General features: G+C 62.6%; 16 protein-coding genes. 2 read left to right on the top strand and 14 right to left on the bottom strand.

Going from position 1 to position 26,151, the window contains the following annotated elements; genetic code table 11:
* Positions 1-182 precede the first annotated feature (182 nt).
* Positions 183-1,373, top strand: a complete 1,191-nt coding sequence (locus IB263_RS21920) for a DUF882 domain-containing protein (RefSeq protein ID WP_110819819.1) — start codon at positions 183-185, stop codon at positions 1,371-1,373.
* Positions 1,374-1,571: 198 nt separating this feature from the next.
* Here IB263_RS21920 and IB263_RS21915 read toward each other — a convergent pair whose 3' ends face one another.
* The 11 genes from IB263_RS21915 to IB263_RS34165 form a co-directional block, all read right to left on the bottom strand.
* Positions 1,572-4,142 carry an SH3 domain-containing protein gene (locus tag IB263_RS21915; protein WP_192438998.1) on the bottom strand — a complete coding sequence of 857 codons (2,571 nt, stop codon included), beginning with the start codon at positions 4,140-4,142 and terminating at the stop codon, positions 1,572-1,574.
* 236 nt (positions 4,143-4,378) lie between these two features.
* Entirely contained in the window at positions 4,379-5,230 is an 852-nt protein-coding gene (locus IB263_RS21910; protein WP_034798098.1) for a CoA ester lyase, read from the bottom strand.
* A complete protein-coding gene (locus IB263_RS21905) occupies positions 5,227-6,444 on the bottom strand; it encodes a CaiB/BaiF CoA-transferase family protein (protein ID WP_192438997.1) in 1,218 nt (405 codons plus the stop codon). The genes IB263_RS21910 and IB263_RS21905 overlap by 4 nt, the downstream gene beginning before the upstream one ends.
* On the bottom strand, positions 6,441-7,490 hold the full coding sequence (locus IB263_RS21900) for an ABC transporter ATP-binding protein (RefSeq protein WP_034798094.1): 1,050 nt from the start codon (positions 7,488-7,490) through the stop codon (positions 6,441-6,443). The genes IB263_RS21905 and IB263_RS21900 overlap by 4 nt, the downstream gene beginning before the upstream one ends.
* Before the next feature lie 30 nt (positions 7,491-7,520).
* A complete protein-coding gene (locus IB263_RS21895) occupies positions 7,521-9,620 on the bottom strand; it encodes an ADP-ribosylglycohydrolase family protein (protein ID WP_192438996.1) in 2,100 nt (699 codons plus the stop codon).
* A gap of 16 nt (positions 9,621-9,636) precedes the next feature.
* Positions 9,637-10,842 (bottom strand): ADP-ribosylglycohydrolase family protein, encoded by a 1,206-nt coding sequence (locus IB263_RS21890; protein WP_060520311.1) that lies wholly within the window; start codon positions 10,840-10,842, stop codon positions 9,637-9,639.
* Positions 10,832-12,253 carry an extracellular solute-binding protein gene (locus IB263_RS21885; RefSeq protein WP_110819822.1) on the bottom strand — a complete coding sequence of 474 codons (1,422 nt, stop codon included), beginning with the start codon at positions 12,251-12,253 and terminating at the stop codon, positions 10,832-10,834. Before IB263_RS21885 ends, IB263_RS21890 begins: the two co-directional genes overlap by 11 nt.
* Positions 12,254-12,302: 49 nt before the next feature.
* Complete coding sequence (locus tag IB263_RS21880) at positions 12,303-13,205, bottom strand: carbohydrate ABC transporter permease (RefSeq protein ID WP_034798191.1); 903 nt, start codon at positions 13,203-13,205, stop codon at positions 12,303-12,305.
* The gene (locus IB263_RS21875) at positions 13,205-14,134 is read right to left on the bottom strand and encodes a sugar ABC transporter permease (protein WP_051659403.1); all 930 of its coding nucleotides are present in this window, start codon (positions 14,132-14,134) and stop codon (positions 13,205-13,207) included. Before IB263_RS21875 ends, IB263_RS21880 begins: the two co-directional genes overlap by 1 nt.
* Before the next feature lie 38 nt (positions 14,135-14,172).
* The gene (locus IB263_RS21870; protein WP_192438995.1) at positions 14,173-15,222 is read right to left on the bottom strand and encodes a LacI family DNA-binding transcriptional regulator; all 1,050 of its coding nucleotides are present in this window, start codon (positions 15,220-15,222) and stop codon (positions 14,173-14,175) included.
* A 202-nt stretch (positions 15,223-15,424) separates the two neighbouring features.
* On the bottom strand, positions 15,425-15,739 hold the full coding sequence (locus tag IB263_RS34165; protein WP_234798824.1) for a hypothetical protein: 315 nt from the start codon (positions 15,737-15,739) through the stop codon (positions 15,425-15,427).
* Here IB263_RS34165 and IB263_RS34160 point away from each other — a divergent pair.
* Entirely contained in the window at positions 15,720-16,127 is a 408-nt protein-coding gene (locus IB263_RS34160) for a GNAT family N-acetyltransferase (RefSeq protein WP_246811058.1), read from the top strand. The genes IB263_RS34165 and IB263_RS34160 overlap by 20 nt on opposite strands.
* Before the next feature lie 87 nt (positions 16,128-16,214).
* Here IB263_RS34160 and IB263_RS21860 read toward each other — a convergent pair whose 3' ends face one another.
* The 3 genes from IB263_RS21860 to IB263_RS21850 form a co-directional block, all read right to left on the bottom strand.
* Positions 16,215-17,432, bottom strand: coding sequence for an ABC transporter substrate-binding protein (locus IB263_RS21860; RefSeq protein ID WP_034798086.1), 1,218 nt, complete (start codon positions 17,430-17,432; stop codon positions 16,215-16,217).
* 10 nt (positions 17,433-17,442) lie between these two features.
* Positions 17,443-17,808, bottom strand: coding sequence for a hypothetical protein (locus IB263_RS21855; protein WP_034798085.1), 366 nt, complete (start codon positions 17,806-17,808; stop codon positions 17,443-17,445).
* 72 nt (positions 17,809-17,880) lie between these two features.
* Positions 17,881-26,097: an S-layer family protein gene (locus IB263_RS21850; RefSeq protein ID WP_192438994.1), complete on the bottom strand. Its 8,217-nt coding sequence runs from the start codon at positions 26,095-26,097 to the stop codon at positions 17,881-17,883.
* Positions 26,098-26,151: the final 54 nt, after the last annotated feature.

Raw genomic sequence — 26,151 nt, 5'->3', positions numbered from 1 at the left:
AGCCGAGCCGCCGGTCATTGCCGCCGGTGGATTGTACCTCGATTGAATCGGAAGCCGCTGTGTCTGAGTATCCTGTAACTGCGTATCCAGAGCCTGCCTCGCGTGCCATCGTCAGAGGCGTGAAGCGTATCGCCCGGTGGGCCGCTCGAGCGGCCGCAATCACCGCCCTTGCAGCATCCGCCATGGCTTTCACCAGCACGGCGTCGTCGGCAGAAGTCCGGTCGCTGAAGCTGTTCTTCACGCACACCGGTGAACGCGCGACGATCACCTTCAAGCGGGACGGCAAATACGACCAGAAGGGGCTCGCGCAGATCAACCGTTTCCTGCGCGACTGGCGCAGGAACGAGCCCGCCCGTATGGACCCGCGTCTTCTCGATCTTGTCTGGGAGGTCTATCAGCGCGCCGGTGGGAAGGACTATATCAACGTCGTCTCGGCTTACCGCTCACCCGCCACCAACAGCATGCTGCGCGGCCGCTCCCGCAGCACCGGGGTCGCCAAGAACAGCCAGCACATGCTGGGAAAGGCGATGGACTTCTATATTCCGGGCGTGAAGCTCACCCGGCTGCGGGAAGTCGCCATGCAGATGCAGGTCGGCGGCGTGGGATACTACCCGACGTCAGGATCTCCCTTCGTACATCTCGACGTCGGAAACGTACGGGCGTGGCCGCGCATGTCGCGCCAGGAACTCGCGCGTATATTCCCCAAGGGGCAGACACTCCACCTTCCGGCAAGCGGCGGGGCTTTGCCGGGGTATGACCAGGCGATGGCCGACTACAAGCGACGGGTCAAGGCCACCTCGATCGTGGCTGCAAACAGCGCCGGCCCAGCCAAACTGAAGGGCGGAGAACCGGCCGGCAACACGCTGTTGACCGCGATGCTTCCCACGCGCAAGAGCCGCGGTGAAGAAGCCCTCGAGCTTCAGACCATGCGGAAGGAAGCAGCCGAAAAGTCGCCGTTCTTCGACCTTGCGGCGATCACCGTGCCGCTGCCGACGCTGCGCGCCACGGCTACCGCCGCGACCGTGACGCCCGTCCCCACGCCCGAGCGCGCGCTACCCACAGACGTCTCGGCTTTCATTCCCTCCTCGTCGTTCAAGGTTGCGCTTGGCGTGGGCATGATGCGCCATCCAGCTGCAGGCGAAAGCAGCCTCACCGGCCCGTCGCCTACAAATGCCGAGTGGACAATTCGCGACGCCGCACTCTTCAAGTGGGCGCTTGCGCCGGCCAAGGAGCTTGAGCGTCTGGCACTTCCGGCGAACCTGGAGCTCTCGGTGGCAATTGCCGACGATACACCGCGCGTTCTAAAGCGGGCGTCCCAGGCCGGTAAGGAAAACAAGAGCTTCAACAAGGAGCGCTTCTGGTCGGACGGTTGATGCGGCAAGCACCTGTCACCATCTCGGCTTAAGGTTCGACCGGCCGGTCCGGCGTGCCACCAAGGCCGGCGTCACAGCGGCAGACGGCCCGATGATCACGCCAAGCTTTTCGGCCGAAGGAGCGGCGACCCCGCACACCTTTTGCCACGTCTTGTAACGCGGCCGCTCGAGAAAGTTCGCCCGAGCGGCCCGGTTTTCTCAGCGACCGCGGCCGCCGCCACCACCACCACGTCCGCCACCGCCGCCGCGGAAAGCAGCTCCACCGCCGCGACCACCACCTCCGTGGAAGCCGCCGCGGTTGCCACCCTGGAAGCCGCCGCCGCTGTAGCCGCCGCGACCACGGTCAAAGCTCTGGAAGTTCCGGCCGGAGTCTTGGTAAAGTCGCCCATAATTGCGGCTCAGTTCGTTCTGGTTGCCGAATTGCTGTCCGGCGCGATCGAAGGACAGATGATCCGGCGCCCGTTGGCGAACCTGCTGGTTGCGGCGTGGTGCGGGTCTCGTTTCAGCACGGTTCTGGATACGCTGCGTGGCTTGGGGCCGGTTGGATGCCGCGCCTTGGGCGGCATTGCGCAGGTTCTCCCCGTCCGGCCTCTGAACCGGTTGCCAGCCATCCGGCGTATGCTTCTGCCATTGGCCGTCCTGACGGCGATAGACGCTGCCATCGCGGCCGGCATAAACGTCACCGCCCTTGCTGCCGGCGATAAAGCCCTTGTCGCCTTCCGAGTTGCGCCAGCGCAGGCCGCCGGCACTCCCGGTTGATCCGCCGCTGATGCGCGCGAACTCTCCGCCGTGCTTGACGGCTACACTGCCCCAGGAGCCGTAAACATTCTGCCCGCCCCGCGCGACCATCGCGTTGCCCGTGCGTGGATTGTAGGCAGAAATGAAACCGCGCTCGCCACCGGGACCCGCCACCGCGCCGCCGCGGAACCGTGTCCCCGTGACGGGGTTATAGGCTGCGCCGAAGACCAGGCCCCTTTCCGGGCCATAGGCGTAGCCATAGCGCCCGAAAGTGCCATAGGCCGGGTTGTACGAGGCGCCGAACCCGTAGCTGATCGGCGGCGGATAATAGGGCCAATCGTCGTCGTAATAGTCCCAATAGGGCGGATAATACCATCCCGAGCCCCAGACGACTGTATCCCAGGCAAGGTAGGTATAGAGATAGCCGAGCGTATAGCCGTACCAGATGGCATCCGGTTCCGTATCGTAGATGCGGACATAGGTCGCGTTATAGACCGGAGACGACGATGGGATCGTGTAGATCTCATCGGCAACGGCGCGCGCAACGGCGAAGGGCCCGGTCGGCGTATCGCCGACGAACCAGATGCCGTCCTTCAAGACGAAATACTTGTCCGCGACCTTGATGACCTGCTCGTTGGCATTGACGGCATAGAACATGGACGTGCCTTCGATCGGCTCGAACTTCGGCTCGCCATTGTAGTGGACGTCCACCTTCAGCGATCCATCCGTCGAAACCCGCGCGAGCTTCGGAATGCTCGCCCGCAGACGCGCCATTGCGCTTTCGGACGTGCCGGGGATCGACGCGCGCACAGCCGAGTAGGAGGCGTCGTCGGGCAGGTTTACGAAATCATCGGGCAGGTCAGGCGTGGCAAAGGTCCAGGGACCTTCGAGTGACGTTGAAGAAAACCACCGTCCGGAAACAAGTGTGTACCACGTCTTGCTGGCCCGATGGAAAAACACCGAACTGCTCGTATTGGAAATCCAATCCAGCCCGGTGCCCGCGATCGGTTCGAGGGCCGGTTTTCCTTCAAAGATCAGAAGCTCCGCCGGCTTCTCCGAATAGAAAACTTTCGGAACCTGGTTATCGCTGAAGGGCGTGGGCGGAAGAGAGGCCTTTACCCCTTTCCAGTTGTCGATTTCCGGTAGCTTGGAAAAGACGTCCGGCACCGATGCCGCTTCAACCCAACCGCTCTCCAAGGTCTTTGTTGTCAGCCAGTTCTTTTCGCTCCGCAGATAGTAGTCTGCCGCCTGATCCACCTTGAAGAGGTCCCAATTCGTATTGACCACGAAGGAGAGGCCCTCAACGCCCTTGACCGGAGCCGTCACCGGCTTGCCGTCCGTCTGCACCAGGATGGCCGGCGTCTCACTGACAAAGATCGGCGGCGGATCGGCCTTGATATCGGGGATATCGGCGAGGCGTTGGAAGTCCGCAAGGCTTGCCGCCAGGCGTTGCTGCGACACGACGATCGGATCGGTCGGGACAAGCTTGCCGATGTCGAGCGCGAGGTCAGCGAGCTGCTGTCGGTCCAGTGCGGAGAAATCGAGCTGCGTGGTGCGAACATCCGTCAGCGTAACATTCTCCGTCGCCTCGTCGGCCACAGTCTTGGCCGAAAGCCCGATGATCCCATAGATCGGCTTGGCGTCGGCGGACGGTTTGAGCTCGGTCGCGACAAGGGCTTCGAGCTCCTTGAAATCCTTCCAGGACGTGATCTGCGGCTGGAAGAGCGTGATCGTCGCGCCTTTTTCGGTGTTGAACATCCTTGGCCAGGCCGGCGCGGTGGCATCGGACTGGTTGAGATACTTGCCGGCAACAAAGCCATTTGCCCCGGCATAACTCACGGCACACCAGGAGGCTTCTGCGTCGCATTCCTTGATGTCGACTTCCTCGCCCTGGGGGATCACGCGCATGGCGTCAAATCCGGTTCCCGGGCCCACCCTGAAGTTCACATTTGCAGTCAGGATGGCGGGATCTGCAAAGGCTGAAGTTGAGAAGAACGAAGCGATCGTCAGGTACGCAAGAAGTCTACGCATGATCACATTCCCTTCCTGGGGTGTCTAAGCTGTTCGAAGTCCCTGCATGCTGGAGTGCTACTGAAAAAAAAACGGACCGCCACGACAAAGTCGCCCGCGTTCGCAGCCGGTTAAAGTCGTTCAATTTCAGGATCATTGCACATTCGGTGATAGGTGCAACTGCGCAGCACGAAATCCTGGCGCGCACCGGCGCGCCTCGCGATCGTGAGGACTCTTCCGCCAAGCTGCGCTGAGCGTCAGCCGAGGTCGCCTGCCTGTTCGAGAACATCATGCGCGCGCTCGATGATCGGCGCATCCACCATGGTCCCGTTCAGCACGAAGGCGCCACGGCCGTCTGCCTGCGCCGTCTTCGCTGCGTCGATCACGGACTTTGCCCAGGCGATCCGTTCTGGGCTCGGGGAGTAAGACGCATTCAGCACCGGGACCACGGACGGGTGGACACAGCTCGCGCCATCGAACCCGTGGGCCTTCGCCTCACGAGCGGCTGCCTTCAAGGCATCCAGTCGCGTATAGTCCGCAACCGTCAAAAGCATGCCGAAGGACAGCTTGCCTTCCGCCTTGGCGGCAAGGTGGACCATCAGTTTCGGAAGTCGCAATACGTCTGGCAGCGGTTCTGCGCCCATGCTGGTCGCGATGTCTTCGCCGCCAGCGGCAAGGCCGACCACGCGGCTGACGCGGGCAATCGCGCGCGCATCGAGAACTGCCCCGGCATCTTCGAGGAGTGGCACGAAGGCGACCGGCGGCCTGCCGATCTGCCGCTCAACTGGTGCGAGATGCGCTGCAATATCCTCAAGCTCCTGCGGCGACCGGGTTTTCGCGACATAGAGACCGAACGCGCCGGCACGGCAGGCGGCCTCTGCATCCGCCATCCGCAGATCCGGCGCCGAATTGACGCGGACAAAGACGGTCGCACCACCGCGTGCCACCTGCGCCACGGCGTCCTTCAACCCATCCCTTGCGGCCTGTTTCTGATCCGGGGCGACTGAATCTTCCAGGTCGAGGATGATCGCATCCGCTCCGCGTTCGTGCGCCTTGGCGATGAATTTTGCGGACGAGGCCGGGACGTAGAGTAGGGAGCGAAGCCTCATGCGGCTTTACCCTGGAGTATCGTCTCGATCGCGCCGCGATCCAGTCCCGCTTCGGCCAGAACTTCCGCCGTGTGTTCCCCAAGCGCTGGTGCCGGCCGCCGCCAGACGCCCGGCGTCTGGGAAAGCCGCGGCACGATGTTGTGCATCGGCATGCTGCCGAACTCGTCATCCTCCACATCGACGATGATTTCGCGCTCGGCGAAATGCGGGTCCGACGCGGCATCTGCGATGTTGTAGATTGGCCCGACCGTCGCGCCGGCGTCACGCATGATCTTCAGCGCCTCGTCATGGTCGTGCCGGGCAAACCAGCCGCCAACGGCCTCGTCGACCAGATCGCGATTTTTGACGCGTTCAGAATTGGTGGCAAAGCGCGGGTCCTGGTTCATGTCGGCACGGCCGATGATCTCGAAGATCCTCCGTGCGACCTGCGGCGTCGATCCCGACAGCGCCACGTACTTTCCGTCGCGGCAGCGGTAGACATTGCGCGGGGCGGCCGTATTGGAGGCGCTGCCCACGCGCTCCTTGATCTTGCCGGTCGTCTGATAGATCGCCGCTTCTGGCCCGAGCACCGAGAACATCGGTTCCAGCAGCGACAGGTCGATGACCTGTCCTTTTGCGTAGCCGCGATCGCGCGCAAGCAACGCTGTCACGGTGGCCGAGCTGCCATAGACACCGGCGATCATGTCGGCAAGCGCCAGCGGCGGCAGCACGGGCTCGCGATCGGGAAAGCCGGTTCTGTAGGCAAAACCGCTCATGCCTTCGATGATGGTGCCAAAGCCCGGGAACTGCGCGTAAGGCCCCGTCTGGCCGAAACCGGAAATGCGCACGATGATCAGGTTGGGATTGCGGGCGTGCAGCGTTTCCGGCGACAGCCCCATGCGCTCCAGCGTTCCCGGCCGGAAATTCTCGATGAAGACATCGGCCGTATCGATCAGTGCCCAGAGCGCCGTCATCGCCGCCTCTTGCCTGAGGTTCAGAACGACGGAGCGCTTGTTGCGGCTATAGGTCTTCCAATAGAGCGAGTGGCCATCATCCTTCCAGTCTCTGAGCGGATCGCCCGCCGGCGGCTCGATCTTGATGACATCGGCGCCGGCATCGGCCAGCTGCAGCGACAACATGTTGCCGGCAACGAGCCGGGAAAGATCCAGAACCCTCGTGCCGACCAGCGGTCCCTTGGCGTCGGGATCGAACTGTCGCTTCGCAAATCCACTCATCGAAGGCGCTCCCCGGTATCCTTGTCGAAGAGCAGAACCTTGTCGGCATCGATCGTCAGCGTCACATCCTGCCCGGCCGAAAGTAGCTTGCCGCCGTGGACGACGACCGAGATATCCTGGCCGCCCATGTCGACGACGATTTCCTGGTCCTCGCCGGTCGGCTCGACGAGGCTGATGCGCCCCGGCACGCCCGTTGTTCCGAGCGTGATGTGCTGCGGGCGGATGCCGCAGACGACCCGCTTGCCAGCCTGCACCTGTCGCCCGAGCGGCAGGGATACGCCGCCCCGGGTCAAGGCCGTCGCTCCCTCTGTGACCGCCTCGATCAGGTTGATCTCCGGCGAGCCAATGAAGCCGGCGACGAAGAGATTGGCAGGATCGTTGTAAAGATCGAGCGGTGCGCCCGCCTGCTCGATCTTTCCGCCGTTCATCACCACAATCTTGTCGGCCATGGTCATGGCCTCGGTCTGGTCGTGGGTGACATAGACCATCGTGCGGCGAAGCCGTTGATGCAGCTTCTTGATTTCGCTGCGCATCTTCACGCGCAGCTTGGCATCAAGGTTCGACAGAGGTTCGTCGAAGAGGAAGGCACGCGGGTCGCGCACGATGGCGCGACCCATGGCGACACGCTGGCGCTGGCCCCCGGAAAGTTCCCGCGGCAGGCGGTCGAGCAGCTTTTCGAGGCCGAGGATTTCGGCCGCCTGGGTAACGCGCTTTTCGATCTCCGCCTTCGGCGCACCGGCGAGCTTCAAGGCGAAGCTCATGTTTTCCGCGACCTTCATGTGCGGATAGAGCGCATAGGACTGGAAGACCATGGCGATGTCGCGCTCCTTGGCCGGCATATCGTTGACGACCTTGCCACCGATGGTGATCTCGCCAGCTGAAATATCCTCCAGCCCGGCGATCATGCGCAACAGCGTAGACTTGCCGCAGCCCGAAGGGCCGACGAGCACGACGAATTCGCCGTCGCCCATTTCCAGCGAGATGTCGTTGAGCACGGCGACACTGCCATAGCTCTTGCCGACGCTTCTAAGCTCTATCTCGGACATGTTTCCTCCCATTCATTCCGCCTCGCGCAGTTAGCGCTCGGCGACCTCAAGCCGACCGATCGACATGCGCCCGGCAGACGCCATGCGAAGGCCAGCCATGCCGTAGCGCAGCGTCCCATCGTCCGCCTGAAGCAGCCGCTCGCCATCGACGGAAAGCGTCAGCTTGCCACCTTCGACAGTGAGATCGACCGCGTAGCTTCGGCCGTATTCGATACGGAACGGGCTGCGCGCGAGGATCTTCGTGCCGTGGTCTTCAAGAAGGATCACGGCTTCGCCGTTCTCGAAACCGGCGGCATAAAAGCGGCTCGTACCCTGAGCCCGGGCCACCACCAGGTGCGAGGCACCCGAGTGCAGCTGAAGCTCGGCCTTGACACTGACGTCGCGGAGATAGGCGTTGCCCGTCCAGGCGTCCGCGTCGGTTGCGGTATGGGCATGGATGCGGCCTTGCTGCAGGCTCCAATGGCCGCGGTTCCAGGTGAAGCGGGTGATGCCGCCCCATTCATGCGCTTCCTTCGACGGGTCGATGACGGCGCGACCCTTGCCGGATACGGAGAAGTCCGCAAGGAACAGCCGGCCGAGGAATTTCAGGCGTCCGAAATATTCGACCAGGATGCCGATCTCGTCGACCGCCTCGCCGTTGCCGTCGGGGATGGTGAACGCGTAGTCCTGCCAGCCGCTCGCAGACGGCACGTGCCAGGCGCCTGTTTCCTGGATGGCGCCTGTCATGGCGCGGCGAACATAGGGCGCCACACGCAGGTTGCCGTCACCGTTCCAAGGGTCGAGCCAGAGCTTGAACGACACCCTTTGGCCGTCATCGGCAAGCGGCGTGAACATCGGGCGGTAGCGCTCGTCGTCGAAGTCGGAGCGGCGATAGAAGGGCTTCCAGAAAATGCGTCCACCATGCCCGCGCTCGAGACGGTCGAGCAGGATTTCCAGCGATCCCTTGGCGTTATCCGTATGACGCTCCGCCGATGCCTTGACGGCGATCTGGTTGAAGGGCTCGGTGCGGAAGCCATGGGTGGCGCCGGGTGCGTCGAAATCGAAGCGAACGCCGCGGCGCTCGAAATCCTCGACCCAGAGCGCCGGAGCCTCCCGTCCCTGCAGGCGGAGCGCCAGCACCGTCAGTTCACGGGCAAAGGAGGGGATGTCGACGACGTTGACCGTACCGGTTACGCCGGAAGCGACGACGAAATCGTTGATCGGCTTGCGGTACTTGTCCCAGCCCGGCTGCACCTTTTGCAGCGTGCCGACGATCGCACCGGCATTGCCGGCGTTGCAGTCCGTGTCCCAGCCGGCCATGGTGGCGATCTCGACGGTGCGCGGCAGATCGCCCTGACCGTAGATCAGGCTCATGATCAAGACGCCGGCATTCGGAATGATGTGGCAGACGCCGGGATAGCGGTCATAGCCCCAATCCGCCGTCAACATGTCGCGGCAGGCACGCCAGTCGTTCCGGTTGCTGTCGTGGAAGCGGAGTACCGCGCGCGAAACCTTGGCATAGAGGGAGTCGGCCGGGATTGTCGCGAGACCCGTCTCGATCACGTCCTCGATGTTCTTGGCAACAAAAGCCTGGGCGATGGCCGCGGCGCAGAAGCGGGCGCCATGCAGGCCCTCGCCGTCATGGGCGACACTTGCCGCACGGGCTGAGGCTTCGGCTGCGTTCTTCGGGTCGGCCGGATGCACCCAGCCCCAGCTGTCGATGAAAATCTGCCCGCCGATCTGCTCGGCAACCGTCGTGCCGTTCTGGGCGATCGAGCCGGATTGCGGCGCCGGAATGCCAGCGCGCAGGTTCTGGTAGGCGGTATGCTCGGTCGAATTGCCGAAGCCGCCCCACCAATACATGCCGTGTTCCTCGGCCGCATAGTTCAGCCAGGTCTTGCCGACCTCTTCGGCGGTGGCGCCGAGACCGTAGTCGCGCAGCGCCCGGATGAAATAGACCGGACCGTTGGTGTCGTCATCGGCAGCGAAATTCTTGAAATCGCGCAGATATTCCGTCACCTCGCCATAGGTGTCCCGGACGCGTTCATAGCTCCAGATCGTCGGTTCGACAGGTGCGCCCAAGCGCACGCCGATCGCCTTGCCGATAAAACCGGAATAGATACGCTCGAAGATTTCTGTGGTGCTGAGCATCGGATACTTTCGAATTCTAGAGACTGGAAACCTGGGTGAGCTCGGGAGCGGCAAAGAGGCCTGCGCGCGCCGTGGCCCGCGCCATTTCGCGTTTGTGGTCGGCCGCCCGGATTGCGGTCACGGTTGCGGTAAAAGCATCGGCCGATCGGTAGAGATCGAGCTTGTTGACACGGTCGAGCTGGGAGACCATCGCCCGGTCGATGATGCTCTCGCCCTGCATGGCGCCGAGGATTGCGCCGGCCATGACGCCGATCGAGTCCGTATCGCGGCCGGAGTTGATGCCGTCGATGATCGACTTGTAGAAATCACCGTCATTGACGACCGCAAAGCCGAGCGCCAGCGGCAGTTCCTCGATCGCGTGCAGACGCGATGGCTGGTAGGCGTCGGTCGCAATGCCGGCCTTCTGCGGCGTGTGCTGCACGTCGTCGCCCATTGGAGAATAGCGCGCGATGATGCGGTGGAATTCGGCGACGACTGTCGCATGATCCGCGCCCTTCAATGAGCCCGCAGCCTCGACGATATCGGCGATCGCATCACGCGTTCCGTCCTTGGCAACGGCCAGCGTTTCTTTGATGACGGTGTCGAGGGTGGTGCCCGGCACGAAAGCGGCGGCGACCGCGGCGGCGAGTACGCCGGCAGCTTCCAGGCCGAAGCTCTGCTGGTGGCCGGAGGCAAAGGCGATCGCCTCATCATAGGCTGCCTTCGGATCACAGGCATTGGCGACGCCGATCGGCGCGATGTACATCGCCGCGCCACAGTTCACCATGTTGCCGACGCCGCCCTGGCGCGGGTCGCAGCCGGAAAGTTGATGGCGCTGGAAGATCCACTTCTCAGGATAGAACAGCCGCTCGATCAGCATCGTCTCGCGCTGCAGCTCCGGCACCCAGCGCGGCGTCCAGGCAATTTCCCGCACCATGCCCGAGGCCATATCCCAGGCATCGAGATGGCGCTTCACGTCGTCGTAGATCGACATCACGCAGAGCGTCATCAGCGTGTCGTCGGTGACGATGCCGCTGCCGCGGACACGGCCGTTGCGGGCCGCCTCACTCTGCTTCATGCGGTGCCACTCTGTGTCGAGCGATGTCACCCGGCCATAGCGCTGGCGGATTTCCGCAGCGGAGAGCTTTTCGACCGGCGCCCCGATGGCGTCGCCGTAGGCGACGCCAAAGAGAAGCGCCCGAACCCGTCCCTTAAGGGAGAGCCCTTGAGCATCATTTGTCATTGAGAACCGTCCTTGCATATTCGGTCATTTTCTCGCCGCCGGCAGCGTTCCACTCGGAAACGAACTGGTCCCACTGGTCCATCTTGGCTTCGCCGGAGACGAACTTGTAAACCCAGGCCCGGTAGACGTTCTCCGTGGCGTCGATGTCGGTGGCGTATTCCGCAGGCCAGACGAAGGCGTTGTCCGGCTTGAAGTCGGCGGAGGTCGTCTTCAGCGATTGCTGCGCGGCATCGCTCAGCCACTGAACCGGCGGCTGCCAGTTGGCGGCAACGAGGAAGCGGGCATACCAGGTAGCGAGCTTGTCGGTCGGCTTGATGGTTTCGCCGTCCTTGGTGTACTGCTCGCCCTCAAAGCCGAGCCGTTCAATCGCCTGGCCCTCGGGGCTGGCGATGAAGTCGAGCAACTTGACCACCTCCTCCTTGTGCTCCGAGGTCGTTGCGATCGCGAGACCGCGCGCTTCCTTGGAGACGTCCAGCGCCATCAGGCCCTGGCCGCCCGGACCCTTCGGCGGCGAAAGCAGGCTGAGGGTCACGCCGGGATGGGCCTGGCGCATCTTGCCGCCATAGATGTCGATGACCTCTGCGGAGGAACCGAAGATCACCCCGGCACGGCCGGAATAGAACTTGTCTTCCTTCACGTCCCACTTGGTGGTGATGAATTCCGGATCATAGAGACCCTGCTCGCGGAGCGATGCGTAGAAAGCGATCTTTGCCTTTTCCGCGGCCGAAACGCGGGCATGGATCCACTCGCCAGCATCGTTCTTCAGCCAGGTTCCGGTGACGCCAAATGCCTGATTGAAGACGGCGTCGAGCTCTTGAGTGTTGTCGGCGGTGGTAACGCCGTAGCTGTCGGCCTTGCCGTTGCCGTCGAAATCGCCGTCCTTGATCGCCTTGAAGAGGGTGACGTAGTCGTCCGTAGTCTTCGGTGCTTCGACGCCCGCTTTCTCGAGCCAATCCGCGCGGATCACCGGCTGCGGTATGCGCGGCGGGTAGACATAGAGCAGGTAGGGATAGTTCTTCAGCCGCTCGACATTGTGCGGGAAGAGCGCGTCCTTGAGATAGGTCGTCTTCGGCAGCCAGGTGTTCCAGTCCTCCAGCACGCCCTGTTCGGCCATCTTGGCGTCGCCGCCCTGGAAATAGATGAGATCGGGGATATCACCGGACAGAAGCATGGCGCTGAGCTTGTCGGCATAGCCAGAGGACGGCAGGTCGACGACCTGGATATGGATGTCGGTGCCCTTGGCCTTCAGCGCCTCCTCATAGGCCTTCATCAGCTTCACGTCGTCAGGATTGCTCGTCGTGAGATCCTTCGAGACGACGCGGATCGTCACCGGATCGGCGAAGGCGGGCATGGCGACGCTCGCCATCAATGCCATGGCGGTGGTTGCGCCAAGGATCAGTTTTCCAAGCATGTTTGTTCCTCCCAATATGCTATGGTTTTTATGGTTCGGTTCTGCATCGTCAGCCCTTCAGCGCACCGCTCATGGTGCCCTTGGTGAAGAACTTCAGAATGAGTGGGTAGATTGCGAGGATCGGCGCGATCGTAAGCAGGATCATGCCTGCCTTCAGCGCGCGAATGTTGATCTGGCTCGCACCGGTGTAGTTGTTGCTGTCGACGACCCCGACCATGGCGAGCTTGTCGCCCTCGACCACGAACTGGCGCAGCACGACCTGCAGCGGCCATTTTGACTGGTCGTTGAGATAGATCATCGCCCGGAAGAACTCGTTCCAGTGGAAGACGAAGTAGAAGAGAGCGATGGTCGCAAGCGCCGACTTGGCGAGTGGTAGCGCCACGTACCAGAAGATCTGGAAAGGGTTGGCGCCGTCGAGCTCCGAGGCCTCGATCAGTTCCTTCGGCACTTCCTCGAAGAAGCGGACGAGAATGATCAGATACCAGGCGTTCACAACCTTGAAGAGGATCAGAGACCAGTAGCTGTCGAGAAGGCCGAGGCGCTTGTTGATGAAATAATCGGGAATGATGCCGGGCTCAAAGACGATCGTCACCAGCACGAAGACGAAAATCGCGCGCCGCCCCGGCAAACCCGGGCGGGAAAGTGCCCAGGCCATCAGCGCCGTCAGCACGACACCAAGGACGGTGCTGACCAGCGTGATGAAGATCGAGTTCAGGAGGCCGCGCTGGACGGCCGGGTTGTTGACCAGGAGGCTCCAGACGTCGGTCGAAAACCCGTTGGGGACCACCGTCAGGCCGCTCATGCCGGCAACCTTGCCCGGATCCGAAAAGGAGATGGCGAGCAGGTTGAGCAGCGGCTGGACCGTCAGTACGACGAGGAACATCAGCGTCGAGACGATGATCGCATATTCGAGCCGCTCGAGCGGCGTTCTGCGAACGTTGTGGGCGGCCATCACCATACCCCCTTGCCGGTAAGACGTTTGGAAAGAAGGTGGGCGGCGACGATCATCAGCATGCCGAGAACCGCCTTGAAGAGGCCGGCGGCCGTTGCCAGCGAATACTCGCCGGTCTGCAGGCCGATGCGGTAGACATAGGTGTCGATGATATCGATCTTGCTGCGCACCACGTCGTTGGAGAAGTTGATCACCTGGTTGAGGTCGGCGTTCAGGAACATGCCGGCGTTGAGGATGAACAGCGTCGCGATCGTCGGCACGATGCCGGGAATGGTGACGTAGCGGATCTTCTGCCAGCGATTGGCTCCGTCGATCTCGGCCGCATCATAGAGTTCCTGGTCGATGGCGATGATGGCGGCAAGGTAAAGCAGGCTGTCCCAGCCGGCCGATCGCCAGATCTCGGAGAAGACCAGCACCCAGCGGATCGAGCCCGTGTCGGTCATGAAGGAGACCGGCTGCAATCCGAAGAAACCGATGATGTCGTTGACCGCGCCGTCGCTCGGCGAAAGCACCGCGATGAACACGCCGGCGATGACCACCCAGGAAAGGAAATGCGGCAGGTAGATCGCCGACTGGATGAACTTGCGGAAAGCGCCGCCCCGGATCTCGTTGAGCAGCAGCGCAACGATAATCGGGACCGGGAAGACGAAGACGATCTTCATTGTCGAGATGATCAGCGTGTTTATCAGCACCTGCCAGAAGATCGGCGAGGAGAAGAGCGTCTGGAAATGCTTGATCCCGACCCAGATGTTCGGCGGGATGATGCGCAACTGCTCGAAGGCGATCTTGGCTTCCCAGATCGGAAAATAGTGAAAGATCACGAAGAAGATCAGCCCAGGCGCCATCATCAGGTAGTAGGGCCACCATTGCCGCACGTTTTTCGTGACGCTTCGCCGATGGACGTTGGGAACGTTCCCACTTCTAGGCATGGCTGCATCCGCTACAAGATCGTTGCTTACGCTCATTGTTACCTCCCTGCCGCCGTGCGCACAGCTACCGAGGCCGAGACATCGGCAAGCGAACCGCGCTCGACCAGTCGGCACGGCAGAAATATCCGGCCGTGCTCCGGGCGGCCGGCAATCTGATCGAGCAGGCATTCGACCGCGCGAATGCCGATCTGCCGGCCAGGTTTTTCGATCGTCGTCAGACCGGGCCAGGAGAACGCACCCGCCGGAATGCCGTCGAAGCCAAGAATGGAAATATCCTCCGGGCACCGGAGCCCCGCCTCGCGCACGGCGATCATGGCACCGAGTGCCATCAGGTCGTTGGCGACGAAGACGGCGCGACTGCCTCTCCACGGCCCGGCGAGCAAACGCCCCATGACCTTTCGGCCACCCTCGACCGTGTAGTCGGATTCCTCCACCAGCAAGATGTCGGGGTCGATGTCGCGCGCGATGCAATGCTCGTGCACGGCGCGCAGGAACCGGGCGCGCGCAAGACGCGACCGCGGGCCGAGCATCAGGGCCGGCGCCGGGTGTCCGCGCTCAACGAGGATATCCATGCCGAGACGGACAGCCTGGGCGATATCCGATCCGACGCTCAAGGTATCCGGAAAACGCTCGGCGCTCGATCCGATGAAAACGAAGGGTAAGCCGAAGCGATCGAGATCATCGAAATTGTCGGCGACCGGATTGATGATCGCGCCATCGACACGGGCGCGCCGCAGGGCGCGAAGATGCGTCGCCTCCGTGCCGGCATCCCAGTCCGACGAGAAGACGAGAAGCGAAATGTCGTCCTTGGCGGCGCGATCCTGGGCGCCGCGGGCGACTTCGGCCCAGAAGGGGTTGGTGATATCGGGAATGACCAGGCCGAGCATGCCGCTGCGCCCCGAACGCATGCCGACGGCCAGATGATTGCGCTCGTAGCCGGTGGCTGCAACGGCCTTCAGCACGCGGTCGCGGGCTTCGTCGGAAATGCTGGCAGAACCCGCCAGAACACGTGCAACCGTGCTCTTCGAGACCCCTGCCCGCTCCGCGACGTCGATAATGGTAGCCCGTTGCCGGGGTCCGTTCTTCATGTTTCCTCCCGGGCCGGAAGCCATCATCAAAGGTGACAGGCCTCAAGCTCGTGGGAACGTTACCATGAGAGTTCACGCATTGGCAAGACATGAAAATCCCGCCTTAACGCAAGGCTCCTTTGTCGCCGATTACGCGCGACCGATCTCGCCGTGGGCATCTTGCCCCCTCACGCCAGGAACGTACTCGACGGATGCGGGGATATTATTGAGCAATCGCCTCATGATACCAGCAAGCCATTGGCTGAAAATAGACTTCCACACATTGTTTCGAACACGCGCCGATCCGGATCAGGCACCGGGCCCGCGCTTCTGGCTCGCCGGATGCGCGGAGGGAAACCTGTGCGAAGCACGCGCGGACCTGCCGGGCGGTCTGGTCGCGGAGCTGGAAGGACTTGCCGCAACCGAACCGCCCTTCGTTCATCCCAGCACGCCTGTGAACCTTGAGTGCTATCTGTCGCTGCTTGGTGATGATGGGCCTGCCGAATACGATTGCGGCCTTGTCTTTGAGTTGCAGCACGACACTCCTCACCAAGGCGATGCGCGGCTCGTTCGCAACGCCCCCGAAGAAGGCGACGGATGGGGTTCCGGAGTCCTGGTTCGATCTTGGCTTCCACGGCGTTGCCGACTTCTGGTCGCCCTGGTGCGCTGCCATTGTCGACGGTGAAGTCGCCTCCCTGGCATGTGCGGCGCGGCTCACCGATTCCGGCGCCGAACTCGGGCTTGTGACCGCCAAGGCGTTTCGAGGACGCGGTTTCGGCGCTGCTGCGACGGCTGGTTGGTCGCGGCTGCCGACGCTTCGCTCTCGCACCTTGTTTTACAGTACCGATCGAGACAACGCCTCGTCGAAGCGTGTCGCCTCCCGCCTTGGCCTCCGGCATCACGGCGCGAGCTTGCGGATAACGTGAGCTTAGCTGCCGTGCCCTCGCCCGCTTCTCTACACCGAATGCAGCGCGGTCGCTCGCCGCATCGGTTTTTGGTCAATAACGCTTCGGTCAGAACGAGCGGGGCGCGGGATCCAGAAGCTTCACGCTGCCGGCGGTCACCTGATAGATGGCGCAGGTTCGCTCTACCGAGCCGTCCTTTGTGAACCGGAAGGTGGCCGCCGCACCGACGAAACCGTTTGGCGCGCGGATGCTTTCCTGATTGATGGCGCCTTCCCCCTGGGACCGCACGAGACCAGCCGCAAGGGCGATGACGTCGAACCCATAAGCCGCGTCCGCACTTGCCGCACGCTCGTAGCGATCGAGGAAGCGCGACGTCATCCGCGAGCCGTTTTCCGGGCCGAAGAGACAGAGGTGGCTTCCGGAAAATTCGGGTCGCTTGTAGGCGGCATTCGTCCAACCGGAAGTTCCGACGACCATTGCATTCGGTTTCAGATAGCCGTTGGCCTTGAGTTGCGACAGAGAACCGACCTCCCCCCCTTCCGATCCGATGAGGAGAACCGCATCAATATCCTTTAGCTTTGCCTTGGCGGCCGCGTCACCGGAAAATGTCGTGATGCCGGTCACGGCGACAAGCGCCGGCTTGATGCCATAGCCCGCAAGACCGCGATCCAGCCTTTGCCGTTCGGCGGCAGAGACATCGCTGGGCAAAAGCACGATCAGCCGCTTGCGGCCGGAGGCAAAAGCATAGGAAGCGCCCTCGACAGCGCTATCGATGCGGTCAGAAACGAAGGCGAAGGTGCCGGCCGGCCGCTCGGCGCCGTTGCCGCGCAACGCGAGAAGTGGCGCGCGGGCAGAGCCAAGTCCCTGGCGGACGGTGCTGACAGGCACGTCCGCAACCGACAGCGCAATCAACGCCGCGTTCTGGCCCGCGAGACGCTTGGCGGCGTCCTGGACTTGCTGCGGCGAACCGTCGGTATTTTCGACCAAAAGCGAAAGCTGGCCACCACCCACCTCGTCCACGGCGAGCGACGCCCCGTCGCGGATGTCGCGTTCGCGCACCGTTTCGCCCGACGGCGCCATCAGTGCAGTGATAAGCCCGACACGCGTTGCGCCGGTTCCGAAGGCCTCCTGCGACTTCACCGCATGCTCGGATGCGCGCCGGGCATGCCTTGCCTGCGGCGATTCGACGTCGAGCACCTCAGGGGCGGTGGGAGCGCCCTGACAACCGGCGAGAACGCCAAGCGCGAGCACGCCGAGTGCCAGCCATTGTCGGCACGACGACACGCGCCGTGCCGGGGAAACCACAACGTGGGGCATGTCGATCATACCGGCTGTCTCAATTCATGAAGTGCCGCATTTTGGCGTAGAAGCAATCGCACTTGGCAATGTAGTCCTCGTCACGCCAGCTCGATTGCAGGTAACCATAGGCCTTGCCGCAGGCGACCTTGGTCTCGGACGCCCAGACGAAGGCCGGCCGCGTCGAAGCGATCCAGCGCGGATCGTCGGCAACGGCAATCGCCTCGTCCATGCGCGCCACGACTTCCTTGGTCAGCGTCGCCACGTCCTGATCGACCGTCAGCGCGGACTGGCTGATCTCGGTGCATTGCCGGGCCGCCGGCGCATAGTCGCCGATAAGGTCGGCCGCGAAACTGGATATGGGCATCAGTGCGAGCATCACCCCCGCCAGCATGCTTCTGCTCATGAAAGCTCCCCCTGAATATGCGGTTCCCGGATGATTGCTGAGAACCGCAGAACTGTCGAGATCGACCTTGCGTTAGTGCACATCCTGCGATGTTTTCGTCCCGTTTTCGTTGAACAGCACCTTCACCACTTCCGTCGAGACATTGAAGTTCTCCAACACGGCAACCGTATGCCAGCCACCACTACCGGCGTTACCTTCGGTGTCCACTTGCAGGTTGGCGTTCTGCCCATCCTGAACCACCTGGAGATAGTCGCCATCAAGCGTCGTTCCCGAAGGCAGGTTACCGAGCAAAGCCGACAAGTCGACAGAGTCGTCGTCGCCGTCGTAGTCGGTGATGACGTCGGCGATGTCGAGTTGCAGGTCTTTCGCATCGAGAACGAAGGTGTCGTCGCCTGAGCCACCAGTCAGCTTGTCGACGCCCGTCCCGCCATACAGCGTGTCGTTGCCGGAACCGCCAACCAGCGTATCATTGCCGGCATCGCCGTAGAGCTTGTCGGCTCCGCCATTGCCCGAAAGCGTATCGTTGCCCTCGCCCCCGGCCAGAATGTCGCCATAACTGCTACCGTAAAGCTTGTCATTGAAGTCGGAGCCAATGACACCTTCTATATTCCTGTAGTCTTCCTCTCCCAGGCCGACGCTGGAAAGATCTACATCATCCTCCCAACTGCTCTGTACCAGCGTAAACGTGACGGGACCGGTCGCATCTGAAAAGTTGAGCAGGTCCACGCCTGCTCCGCCATTAATGTCGTCGTCGCCAGCGCTCGCATAGATGATGTCGTTGCCGTCACCTCCGTTGAGCGTGTCGTCGCCAGCTCCGCCATGGATGACATCATGCCCCGCACTGCCGCTGATCTCATTTGCCGTGGTTGTGGATCCGTCAGACACGAAGGTGAGCGTCGAGGAATTCGACAAATCGCCATCCCTGTCTTCTCCGGTAACGCCAAAAGTCAGCGTCAAATCCGAAGCGGCGACGGTTTCGGTGTAACCTACCGTCGTGAAGGAGACATTGATGCCGTTCTTGCCAAGAACTTCGATGTAATCGAACTTGAATCCGACATCGCTCGGAAGAATTGTAACACTCGTCTGCCCCGCGACGACAGTCTTGGAAAAGGTGTATGGCGTGGAATTGCCATCCCTTACCGTGAACTCAATCGATCCTGGATCTTTAACCGTCCCGAAACGCAAGGTAACCGACGATACATCCTTATCGAATTCAATCTTGAACTTCTCCCCAGTAGAGAAGGCCGGATTGCCGATCCCGAACTCGTTTCCACCGCCTGACGCCGTGTTGGCATTGAAGGTCACTTGCCCCGAGGAGGATGCAAGTGCTGTAAACTTGGCGAAGCCGAAATCGTAGGTCTTCGTTGGGCTATTGGGGAAATCGTTCGCCGCATCAATGGTTACCTGCGTTCCAGGACGTTCCTTCAACTGTTCCAGTTGATAGGTCCCGTCCGCGTTCGTTGTCAGGCGATAGATGTCGGTACCGAAGTTGTCCTTCACGAGCACCTGCCCGGTGCCCGTTCCCGTTGTGGTCCAGCCAGTAGGCAGCCCGCCCACGCTGTCGATCTTGTAAACTTTGATGCCGTCGGCGCCTGGCGTCGCATTGATGACACCTTCCAGCGCACCGGTACCGTTGCCCATGTAGGCGCTGCTGATGGATTGGACGGTCGGGACATCGTCGACGATCCGGATGTTGAGCGTGGCATTGCTCGTCGAACCATCTTCATCTGTCACGGCGACGACGAAGTTATCGAAGACCCCGCTATCGGCTCCAGCCGCAGTATGCGCCAAGCTGTTGTCCTGCAGCAGATAGCTGTAGGTGAAGGTTGCGCCCGTCACCGTACCGTTGACCGTCGTTGGCGTGTAGCCGGTGATCGTCAGAAGTCCAAGTGCCGTGTCCACTGTGGTTCCTACGGCGTAGGCGCCCCCCGTCACGACCGAAGTACCATTAATCTTCAGGCCGGCGAGTCCGTCCGGCGTCGTCACGGAGAAGCTGCCGGTCTGCGTAAGTGCAGCCACATTCGGCGAAGAACCATCCGAGAGATTTTTCTCGTAAACCGTCTCTTCGGCGCTGGACGACAGCCCGTTGACGCTCACGCCATCATCAGTGCCAGTGATCGTGATCGTTACCGTCTGTACCGCCGTGCCGCCATGGCCGTCATCGATCGTCACATCGTACTTCTGCGTCAGCGTCTCACCAGCATTCAGCGAATCCAGCACGTTGTCGGCCACCTGGAAGCTCCAGCCAACCGAGTCGGTCGACTGGTTCAGCGAGCCGAGCGAGAAAGTGCCGAGATAGCCACCGCCCTGCGCCGTGAAGCTGGCGCTGTGGGTATCCAGCGTGTCGACGTCGGAAAAGCCGATCGTGCCGCCGTGCGTGTGCGTGGCCGTATTCTCACCGGTCGCTCCGTCGGCGATCTCCGTCACCGCACCGCCTTGTGAGACCGAGGTGATTACCGGAGCATCGTTCGTGCCGGTGATCGTGATGGTCACCGTCTGGGTCGCCTTGCCGCCCTTGCCGTCATCGACGGTGACGTCATAGGTCTGGGTCAGCTTCTGGCCGGACTGCAGCGAGTCGAGCACGCTGTCGACGACGTTGAAGCTCCAGCCGACCGCGTTGCCGGCCTGATCGACCGTCCCGAGTGCAAAGGTACCGAGGTAGCCGTTGCCGTTCGCCGTGAAGCTGGCGCTGTGCTCATCCAGCGTGTCGACGTCGGAAAAGCCGATCGTGCCGCCGTGCGTGTGCGTGGCCGTGTTCTCGCCCGTCGCCTTGTCGGCGATCTCCGTCACAGAACCGCTCTGGGTGCCCGAGGTGATGATCGGGACGTCGTTGGTACCGGTGATTGTGATCGTCACGGTCTGGGTTGCCGTGCCGCCCTTGCCGTCATCGACGGTGACGTTATAGGCCTGCGTCAGGGTCTGACCAGCCTGCAGCGAGTCGAGCACGCTGTCGGCGACGTTGAAGCTCCAGCCGACCTTGTCGGTTGTCTGGTTCAGCGGATCGAGCGCAAAGGTCCCGAGGTAGCCGTTGCCGTTCGCCGTGAAACTGGCGCTGTGGGTATCCAGCGTGTCGACGTCGGAAAAGCCGATCGTGCCGCCCTGTGTGTGCATGGCCGTGTTCTCGCCCGTCGCCTTGTCGGCGATCTCCGTCACAGAACCGCTCTGGGTACCCGAGGTAATGATGGGCGCATCGTTGGTACCGGTGATCGTAATCGTCACAGTTTGCGTCGCCGTGCCGCCATGACCGTCGTCGATGGTCACATCATAGGTCTGCGTCAGCGACTGGCCGGCCTGCAACGAGTCGATGACACCGTCAGCAACCTTGAAGGTCCAGCCGACCTTGTCGCCCGCCTGATCGACGGGATCGAGCGAGAAGGTACCGAGATAGCCGTTGCCGTTCGCCGTGAAGCTAACGTTGTGCTCATCCAGCGTATCGACGTCGGAAAAGCCGATCGTGCCGCCGTGCGTGTGCGTGGCCGTGTTCTCGCCCGTCGCCTTGTCGGCGATCTCCGTCACGGAGCCGCTCTGAGTACCCGAGGTAATGATGGGCGCATCGTTGGTACCGGTGATCGTGATCGTGACCGTCTGGGTCGCCGTGCCGCCCTTGCCGTCATCGACGGTGACGTCGTAGGTCTGCACCAGGATCTGGCCGGCCTGCAGCGAGTCGAGCACGCTGTCGGCAACCTGGAAGTTCCAGCCAAGCTTGTCGGTTGCCTGGTTCAGAGGATCGAGCGAGAAGGTACCGAGATAGCCGTTACCGCCCGCCGTGAAGCTCGCCGTGTGCGTGTCGAGCGTATCGACGTCGCGAAAGCCGATCGTGCCGTCCTGCGTGTGCGTGACCGTGTTCTCGCCCGGAAAGCCGTCAAAGCGCTCCACCACGCCGCCGAGCTGCCAACCGGACGTGATGACCGGGGCATCGTTGGTACCGGTGATCGTGATCGTCACCGTCTGGGTCGCCGTGCCGCCGTGGCCGTCATCGACGGTGACGTCATAGGTCTGCGTCAGCTTTTGGCCAGCCTGCAGCGAGTCGAGCACGCTGTCGGCAACCTTGAAGCTCCAGCCGACCTGATCGGTTGCCTGGTTCAGCGGGTCGAGCGCGAAGGTGCCGAGATAGCCGTTGCCGTTCGCCTTGAAGCTGGCGGTGTGCGTGTCGAGCGTATCGACATCGCTAAAGCCAACCGCACCGCCCTGCGTGTGTGTGACCGTGTTCTCACCCGTCGCCTTGTCGGTGATCTCCGTGACCGCACCGCTCTGCACGCCCGAGGTGATGACCGGTGCGTCGTTGGTGCCGGTGATCACGATCGTCACGGTCTGGATCGCCGTGCCGCCATGACCGTCATTGATGGTCACATCATAGGTCTGCGTCAGCGACTGGCCGGCCTGCAGCGAGTCGATGACACCGTCAGCAACCTTGAAGGTCCAGCCGACCGAGTTGCCCGACTGGTTGACCGGGTCGAGCGCGAACTTGCCGAGATAGCCTTCGCCGTTCGCCTTGAAGCTGGCGCTGTGGGTGTCCAGTGTGTCGACATCGGCGAAAGCCACTTTGCCGGCGTTGACGTGCACCACTGAGTTCTCGCCGGCCGCACCGTCGCCGCGCTCCGTGACCGTGGCGCTCTGCGTGCCGGAGGTGATGACCGGTGCATCGTTCGTCCCGGTGATCGCGATCGTAACGGTCTGCGCCACGATCCCGCCATGGCCGTCATTGACGAACACGGTGTACTTCTGCGTCAGCGTCTGGCCGGCCTGCAGCGAGTCCAGCACGCCGTCGGCGACCTTGAAGTTCCAGCCGATCCTGTCAGCTGCCTGATCGACCGCATCCAGCGAGAAGGTACCGAGATAACCACGGCCTTGCGGTAAGAAGCTGGCGCTGTGGGTGTCGAGCGTATCGACGTCGGTAAACGTCACCGCGCCGTCCTGCGTGTGCGTCACCGTATTCTCGCCCGTCGCCTTGTCGGCGATCTCCGTCACAGCACCGCTCTGCACACCCGAGGTGATCACCGGGGCGTCGTTGGTGCCGGCGATCACGATCGTGACCGTCTGCGTCGCCGTGCCGCCGTGGCCGTCATCGACGGTGACGTCGTAGGTCTGCACCAGGATCTGGCCGGCCTGCAGCGAGTCGAGCACGCTGTCGGCAACCTGGAAGTTCCAGCCAAGCTTGTCGGTCGCCTGGTTCAGAGGATCGAGCGAGAAGGTACCGAGATAGCCGTTACCGCCCGCCGTGAAGCTCGCCGTGTGCGTGTCGAGCGTATCGACGTCGCGAAAGCCGATCGTGCCGTCCTGCGTGTGCGTGACCGTGTTCTCGCCCGGAAAGCCGTCAAAGCGCTCCACCACGCCGCCGAGCTGCCAACCGGACGTGATGACCGGGGCATCGTTGGTACCGGTGATCGTGATCGTCACCGTCTGGGTCGCCGTGCCGCCGTGGCCGTCATCGACGGTGACGTCATAGGTCTGCGTCAGCTTTTGGCCAGCCTGCAGCGAGTCGAGCACGCTGTCGGCAACCTTGAAGCTCCAGCCGACCTGATCGGTTGCCTGGTTCAGCGGGTCGAGCGCGAAGGTGCCGAGATAGCCGTTGCCGTTCGCCTTGAAGCTGGCGGTGTGCGTGTCGAGCGTATCGACATCGCTAAAGCCAACCGCACCGCCCTGCGTGTGTGTGACCGTGTTCTCACCCGTCGCCTTGTCGGTGATCTCCGTGACCGCACCGCTCTGCACGCCCGAAGTGATGACCGGTGCGTCGTTGGTGCCGGTGATCACGATCGTCACGGTCTGGATCGCCGTGCCGCCATGACCGTCATTGACGGTCACGTCATAGGTCTGCGTCAGCGTCTGGCCGGCCTGAAGCGAGTCGAGAACGCTGTCGGCAATCTCGAAATTCCAGCCAACCTTGTCACCGGCCTGATCGACCGTCCCGAGCGAGAAGGTGCCGAGATAGCCGTCGCCACCTGCCGTGAAGCTGGCGCTGTGCTGATCCAGCGTATCGACGTCGGAAAAGCCGACCGTGCCGCCCTGCGTGTGCGTAACCGTGTTCTCGCCAGCGGCATTGTCGCCAATCTCCGCGACCTTGCCGCTCTGCGGGCCCGTCGTGATGACCGGGGCATCGTTCGTGCCGGTGATTGTGATTGTGACGGTCGTCGACGACCTATCACCATCTCCGTCAGTGATCTCGTAGGTGAACGTATCCGTCACCATCTGGCCCGCGGCGAGACTTTGCACACCGGCCGTCGCGTTGTTGAGCGTGTAGGTATAGCTGCCATCGGAATTCAGCACCAACGTGCCGAACTGACCTGCCGTCGAACCGCCGACCAGACCTGTTGTGCTCCCGAATGAAACGGACGTCACCGATACGCCGTCTGCCCCTGCGATATCCTTGACACCGTCCGTGCCGTTCTCATCCGCACCTCCCGAACCGGTCAGCACGTTGCCATCTGCAAAGACGGCGCCATCTTCGGACACGCTGTCCGTGTCGGCGGCAGCGACCGGCATGTCGTCAGAGACCGCGACCGTCACCGTGCCTTCGGCCCTGTCGCCGTCGATATCGGTCGCAACCACCTTGACCTGGCCAAGATTCGCAAGGTCGTCGGAATTGATGCCGGGATGGCTGGCGTAGTTGCCGTTCAAAGTCGCCGTTACCGTGGCGCTGTCGCCTGCGCGAACCAGGTCGAGCGTGACGACAGCCGTACCGCCGGCCCGGCCGATGATCTGGGTATCGGAAATACGGTCCCAAACCAGCACGCTGGTCAGCCCGCTGGTGTCACCGAACGCAATTGTCGCGATCGCATCCGAACCCGCGACAAAGCCAATCGTGCCGCTGCTCGTCTCGGCGCCACCGACCGGCGTCGAGCCATTGGCAAGGTTCTGGTCATCGAGCGTCAGCGCTGCGGACGCGGCAAGCGGATCAACCGACGGACCTGCGCCGTCCACCACCTTGATCGTCTGGCTGTCGCTCGTTGTATCGTTGTCGCCGTCCCTGGCCGACAGCGAGAACGTCACGTCGAGACCGCCGGCATTGTTAAGATTGCTTGCTGCCGTGAACGACCAGGTCTTGTCCGCATTGACCGTCAGCGTACCCTCGGCGAGCGTGAAGTCCACCTTCTGGCCTGCGGTCAACGTCAGCGTTTGCGTGGTGTTGCCAACCGTCACGTCCACCGTGCCGACGCCGTCAGCGCCTGCCGTCAGTGTCCAGCTGCCGTTCAGTGTCTGCCCCTCAGCAACCTGCGCCGTCTCTGGATTTGTGATGCCGATCACTGGAATGTCGTCAACGATATCGACACGCAGCGTGGCCGTGCCGGTCGCGCCGTCACCGTCGGTGACCGTCAGGGTGAAGATATCCCGGTCCTGTTCGACATTGGCGCCCGGATTGACGCCTGAGCCGATGACCGGGCTCGTCAATTCATAGGTATACTGCGCAACACCGGTCGCGGGATCGTAGGCCGTGATGGTGAGCACGCCGAACTCGCCCGCAACCGACTGCCCGACCAGGCCGCCGATGGGAAAGGTCCGGCCGTTGATCGTCAGGCTGGCGATATCGCCGGCACCATCCGGATCGGAAATGGTGAAGATGCCCTTGACCGACGCGCTGCCGTCACCGGCGCGCGAACCGCTGGCGAGGCCCGCTTCATCGACCTGCCGGTCGCTGACAAAGATGCCGCCGGGGCCGCTGCTGCCGTCGGGAATGATCGACGGTGCGTCGTTGGGATCGAGGGTCGGCGGCAGAAGCTCGGTCGTCTCAAGCGTCGGAAACTGCAGCGCGGTCGGCGCCAGCAAGTTGATGACCGGTCCGGCCTCGCCGATATCGCCATTAGCCCCTGCGAAGTCGCCGCCGCTGCTCTGGTTCGAAACGACGCTGATGCTGCCGTCCGGGCCGGCCGCGACGTTGATGCCGTTTTCTCCGAGCACCGCCACGAGGGTTTCGCGCGGGATTTCGGCGTCACCGATCAGGAAGGTCGGGACCTTCAATGCCGCGTTGTGAATGGTGATCGTGGAACCGTCAGGCTGTTCCAAAACGATATCGTTGCCAACGACCTTGATCTTTTCGATCGACGCGCCCGCAGGCAAATGCACGATATTCGAAGCATCGGCGCTGATTTCCGTCGGCATGGGCGCTGTCTGGGGCACGGTTTCGGCGCCCTTCACAGGGGCACCCGTCGCGGGGTCGATGAGTTCCGGCTCGCCTGCGGGAGCGGCCTGCGCAACCAGGCGGTCAGCCTTGCCGTCGGGCGCGTTGCGGAATTCGATTGCCTCTGCCGACAGAGCTGCGGCGTCGTTGGAAATTGCGGTGCCTTCGGTTGCCATGGAAATACCCCTCGACCTTTGCGGGCGACGAAAACATCAACCCTGCGAGAGCGC

Source organism: Ensifer sp. ENS03, from assembly GCF_014852035.1.
In the GTDB taxonomy this organism is placed as follows: domain Bacteria; phylum Pseudomonadota; class Alphaproteobacteria; order Rhizobiales; family Rhizobiaceae; genus Ensifer; species Ensifer adhaerens.
Note: the sequence above shows the minus strand (reverse complement) of the source record. Positions and strands in the feature narration are given on the sequence as shown.

What these genes read in the sequence shown, in the direction of transcription:
- IB263_RS21850 (WP_192438994.1), bottom strand. Translation starts at nt 26,097, where the DNA reads ATGGCAACCGAAGGCACCGCAATTTCCAACGACGCCGCAGCTCTGTCG.
- IB263_RS21905 (WP_192438997.1), bottom strand. Translation starts at nt 6,444, where the DNA reads ATGAGTGGATTTGCGAAGCGACAGTTCGATCCCGACGCCAAGGGACCG.
- IB263_RS21920 (WP_110819819.1), top strand. Translation starts at nt 183, where the DNA reads ATGGCTTTCACCAGCACGGCGTCGTCGGCAGAAGTCCGGTCGCTGAAG.
- IB263_RS21910 (WP_034798098.1), bottom strand. Translation starts at nt 5,230, where the DNA reads ATGAGGCTTCGCTCCCTACTCTACGTCCCGGCCTCGTCCGCAAAATTC.
- IB263_RS21885 (WP_110819822.1), bottom strand. Translation starts at nt 12,253, where the DNA reads ATGCTTGGAAAACTGATCCTTGGCGCAACCACCGCCATGGCATTGATG.
- IB263_RS21890 (WP_060520311.1), bottom strand. Translation starts at nt 10,842, where the DNA reads ATGACAAATGATGCTCAAGGGCTCTCCCTTAAGGGACGGGTTCGGGCG.
- IB263_RS21855 (WP_034798085.1), bottom strand. Translation starts at nt 17,808, where the DNA reads ATGAGCAGAAGCATGCTGGCGGGGGTGATGCTCGCACTGATGCCCATA.
- IB263_RS21895 (WP_192438996.1), bottom strand. Translation starts at nt 9,620, where the DNA reads ATGCTCAGCACCACAGAAATCTTCGAGCGTATCTATTCCGGTTTTATC.
- IB263_RS21880 (WP_034798191.1), bottom strand. Translation starts at nt 13,205, where the DNA reads ATGGCCGCCCACAACGTTCGCAGAACGCCGCTCGAGCGGCTCGAATAT.
- IB263_RS21860 (WP_034798086.1), bottom strand. Translation starts at nt 17,432, where the DNA reads ATGATCGACATGCCCCACGTTGTGGTTTCCCCGGCACGGCGCGTGTCG.
- IB263_RS21870 (WP_192438995.1), bottom strand. Translation starts at nt 15,222, where the DNA reads ATGAAGAACGGACCCCGGCAACGGGCTACCATTATCGACGTCGCGGAG.
- IB263_RS21875 (WP_051659403.1), bottom strand. Translation starts at nt 14,134, where the DNA reads ATGCCTAGAAGTGGGAACGTTCCCAACGTCCATCGGCGAAGCGTCACG.
- IB263_RS21915 (WP_192438998.1), bottom strand. Translation starts at nt 4,142, where the DNA reads ATGCGTAGACTTCTTGCGTACCTGACGATCGCTTCGTTCTTCTCAACT.
- IB263_RS21900 (WP_034798094.1), bottom strand. Translation starts at nt 7,490, where the DNA reads ATGTCCGAGATAGAGCTTAGAAGCGTCGGCAAGAGCTATGGCAGTGTC.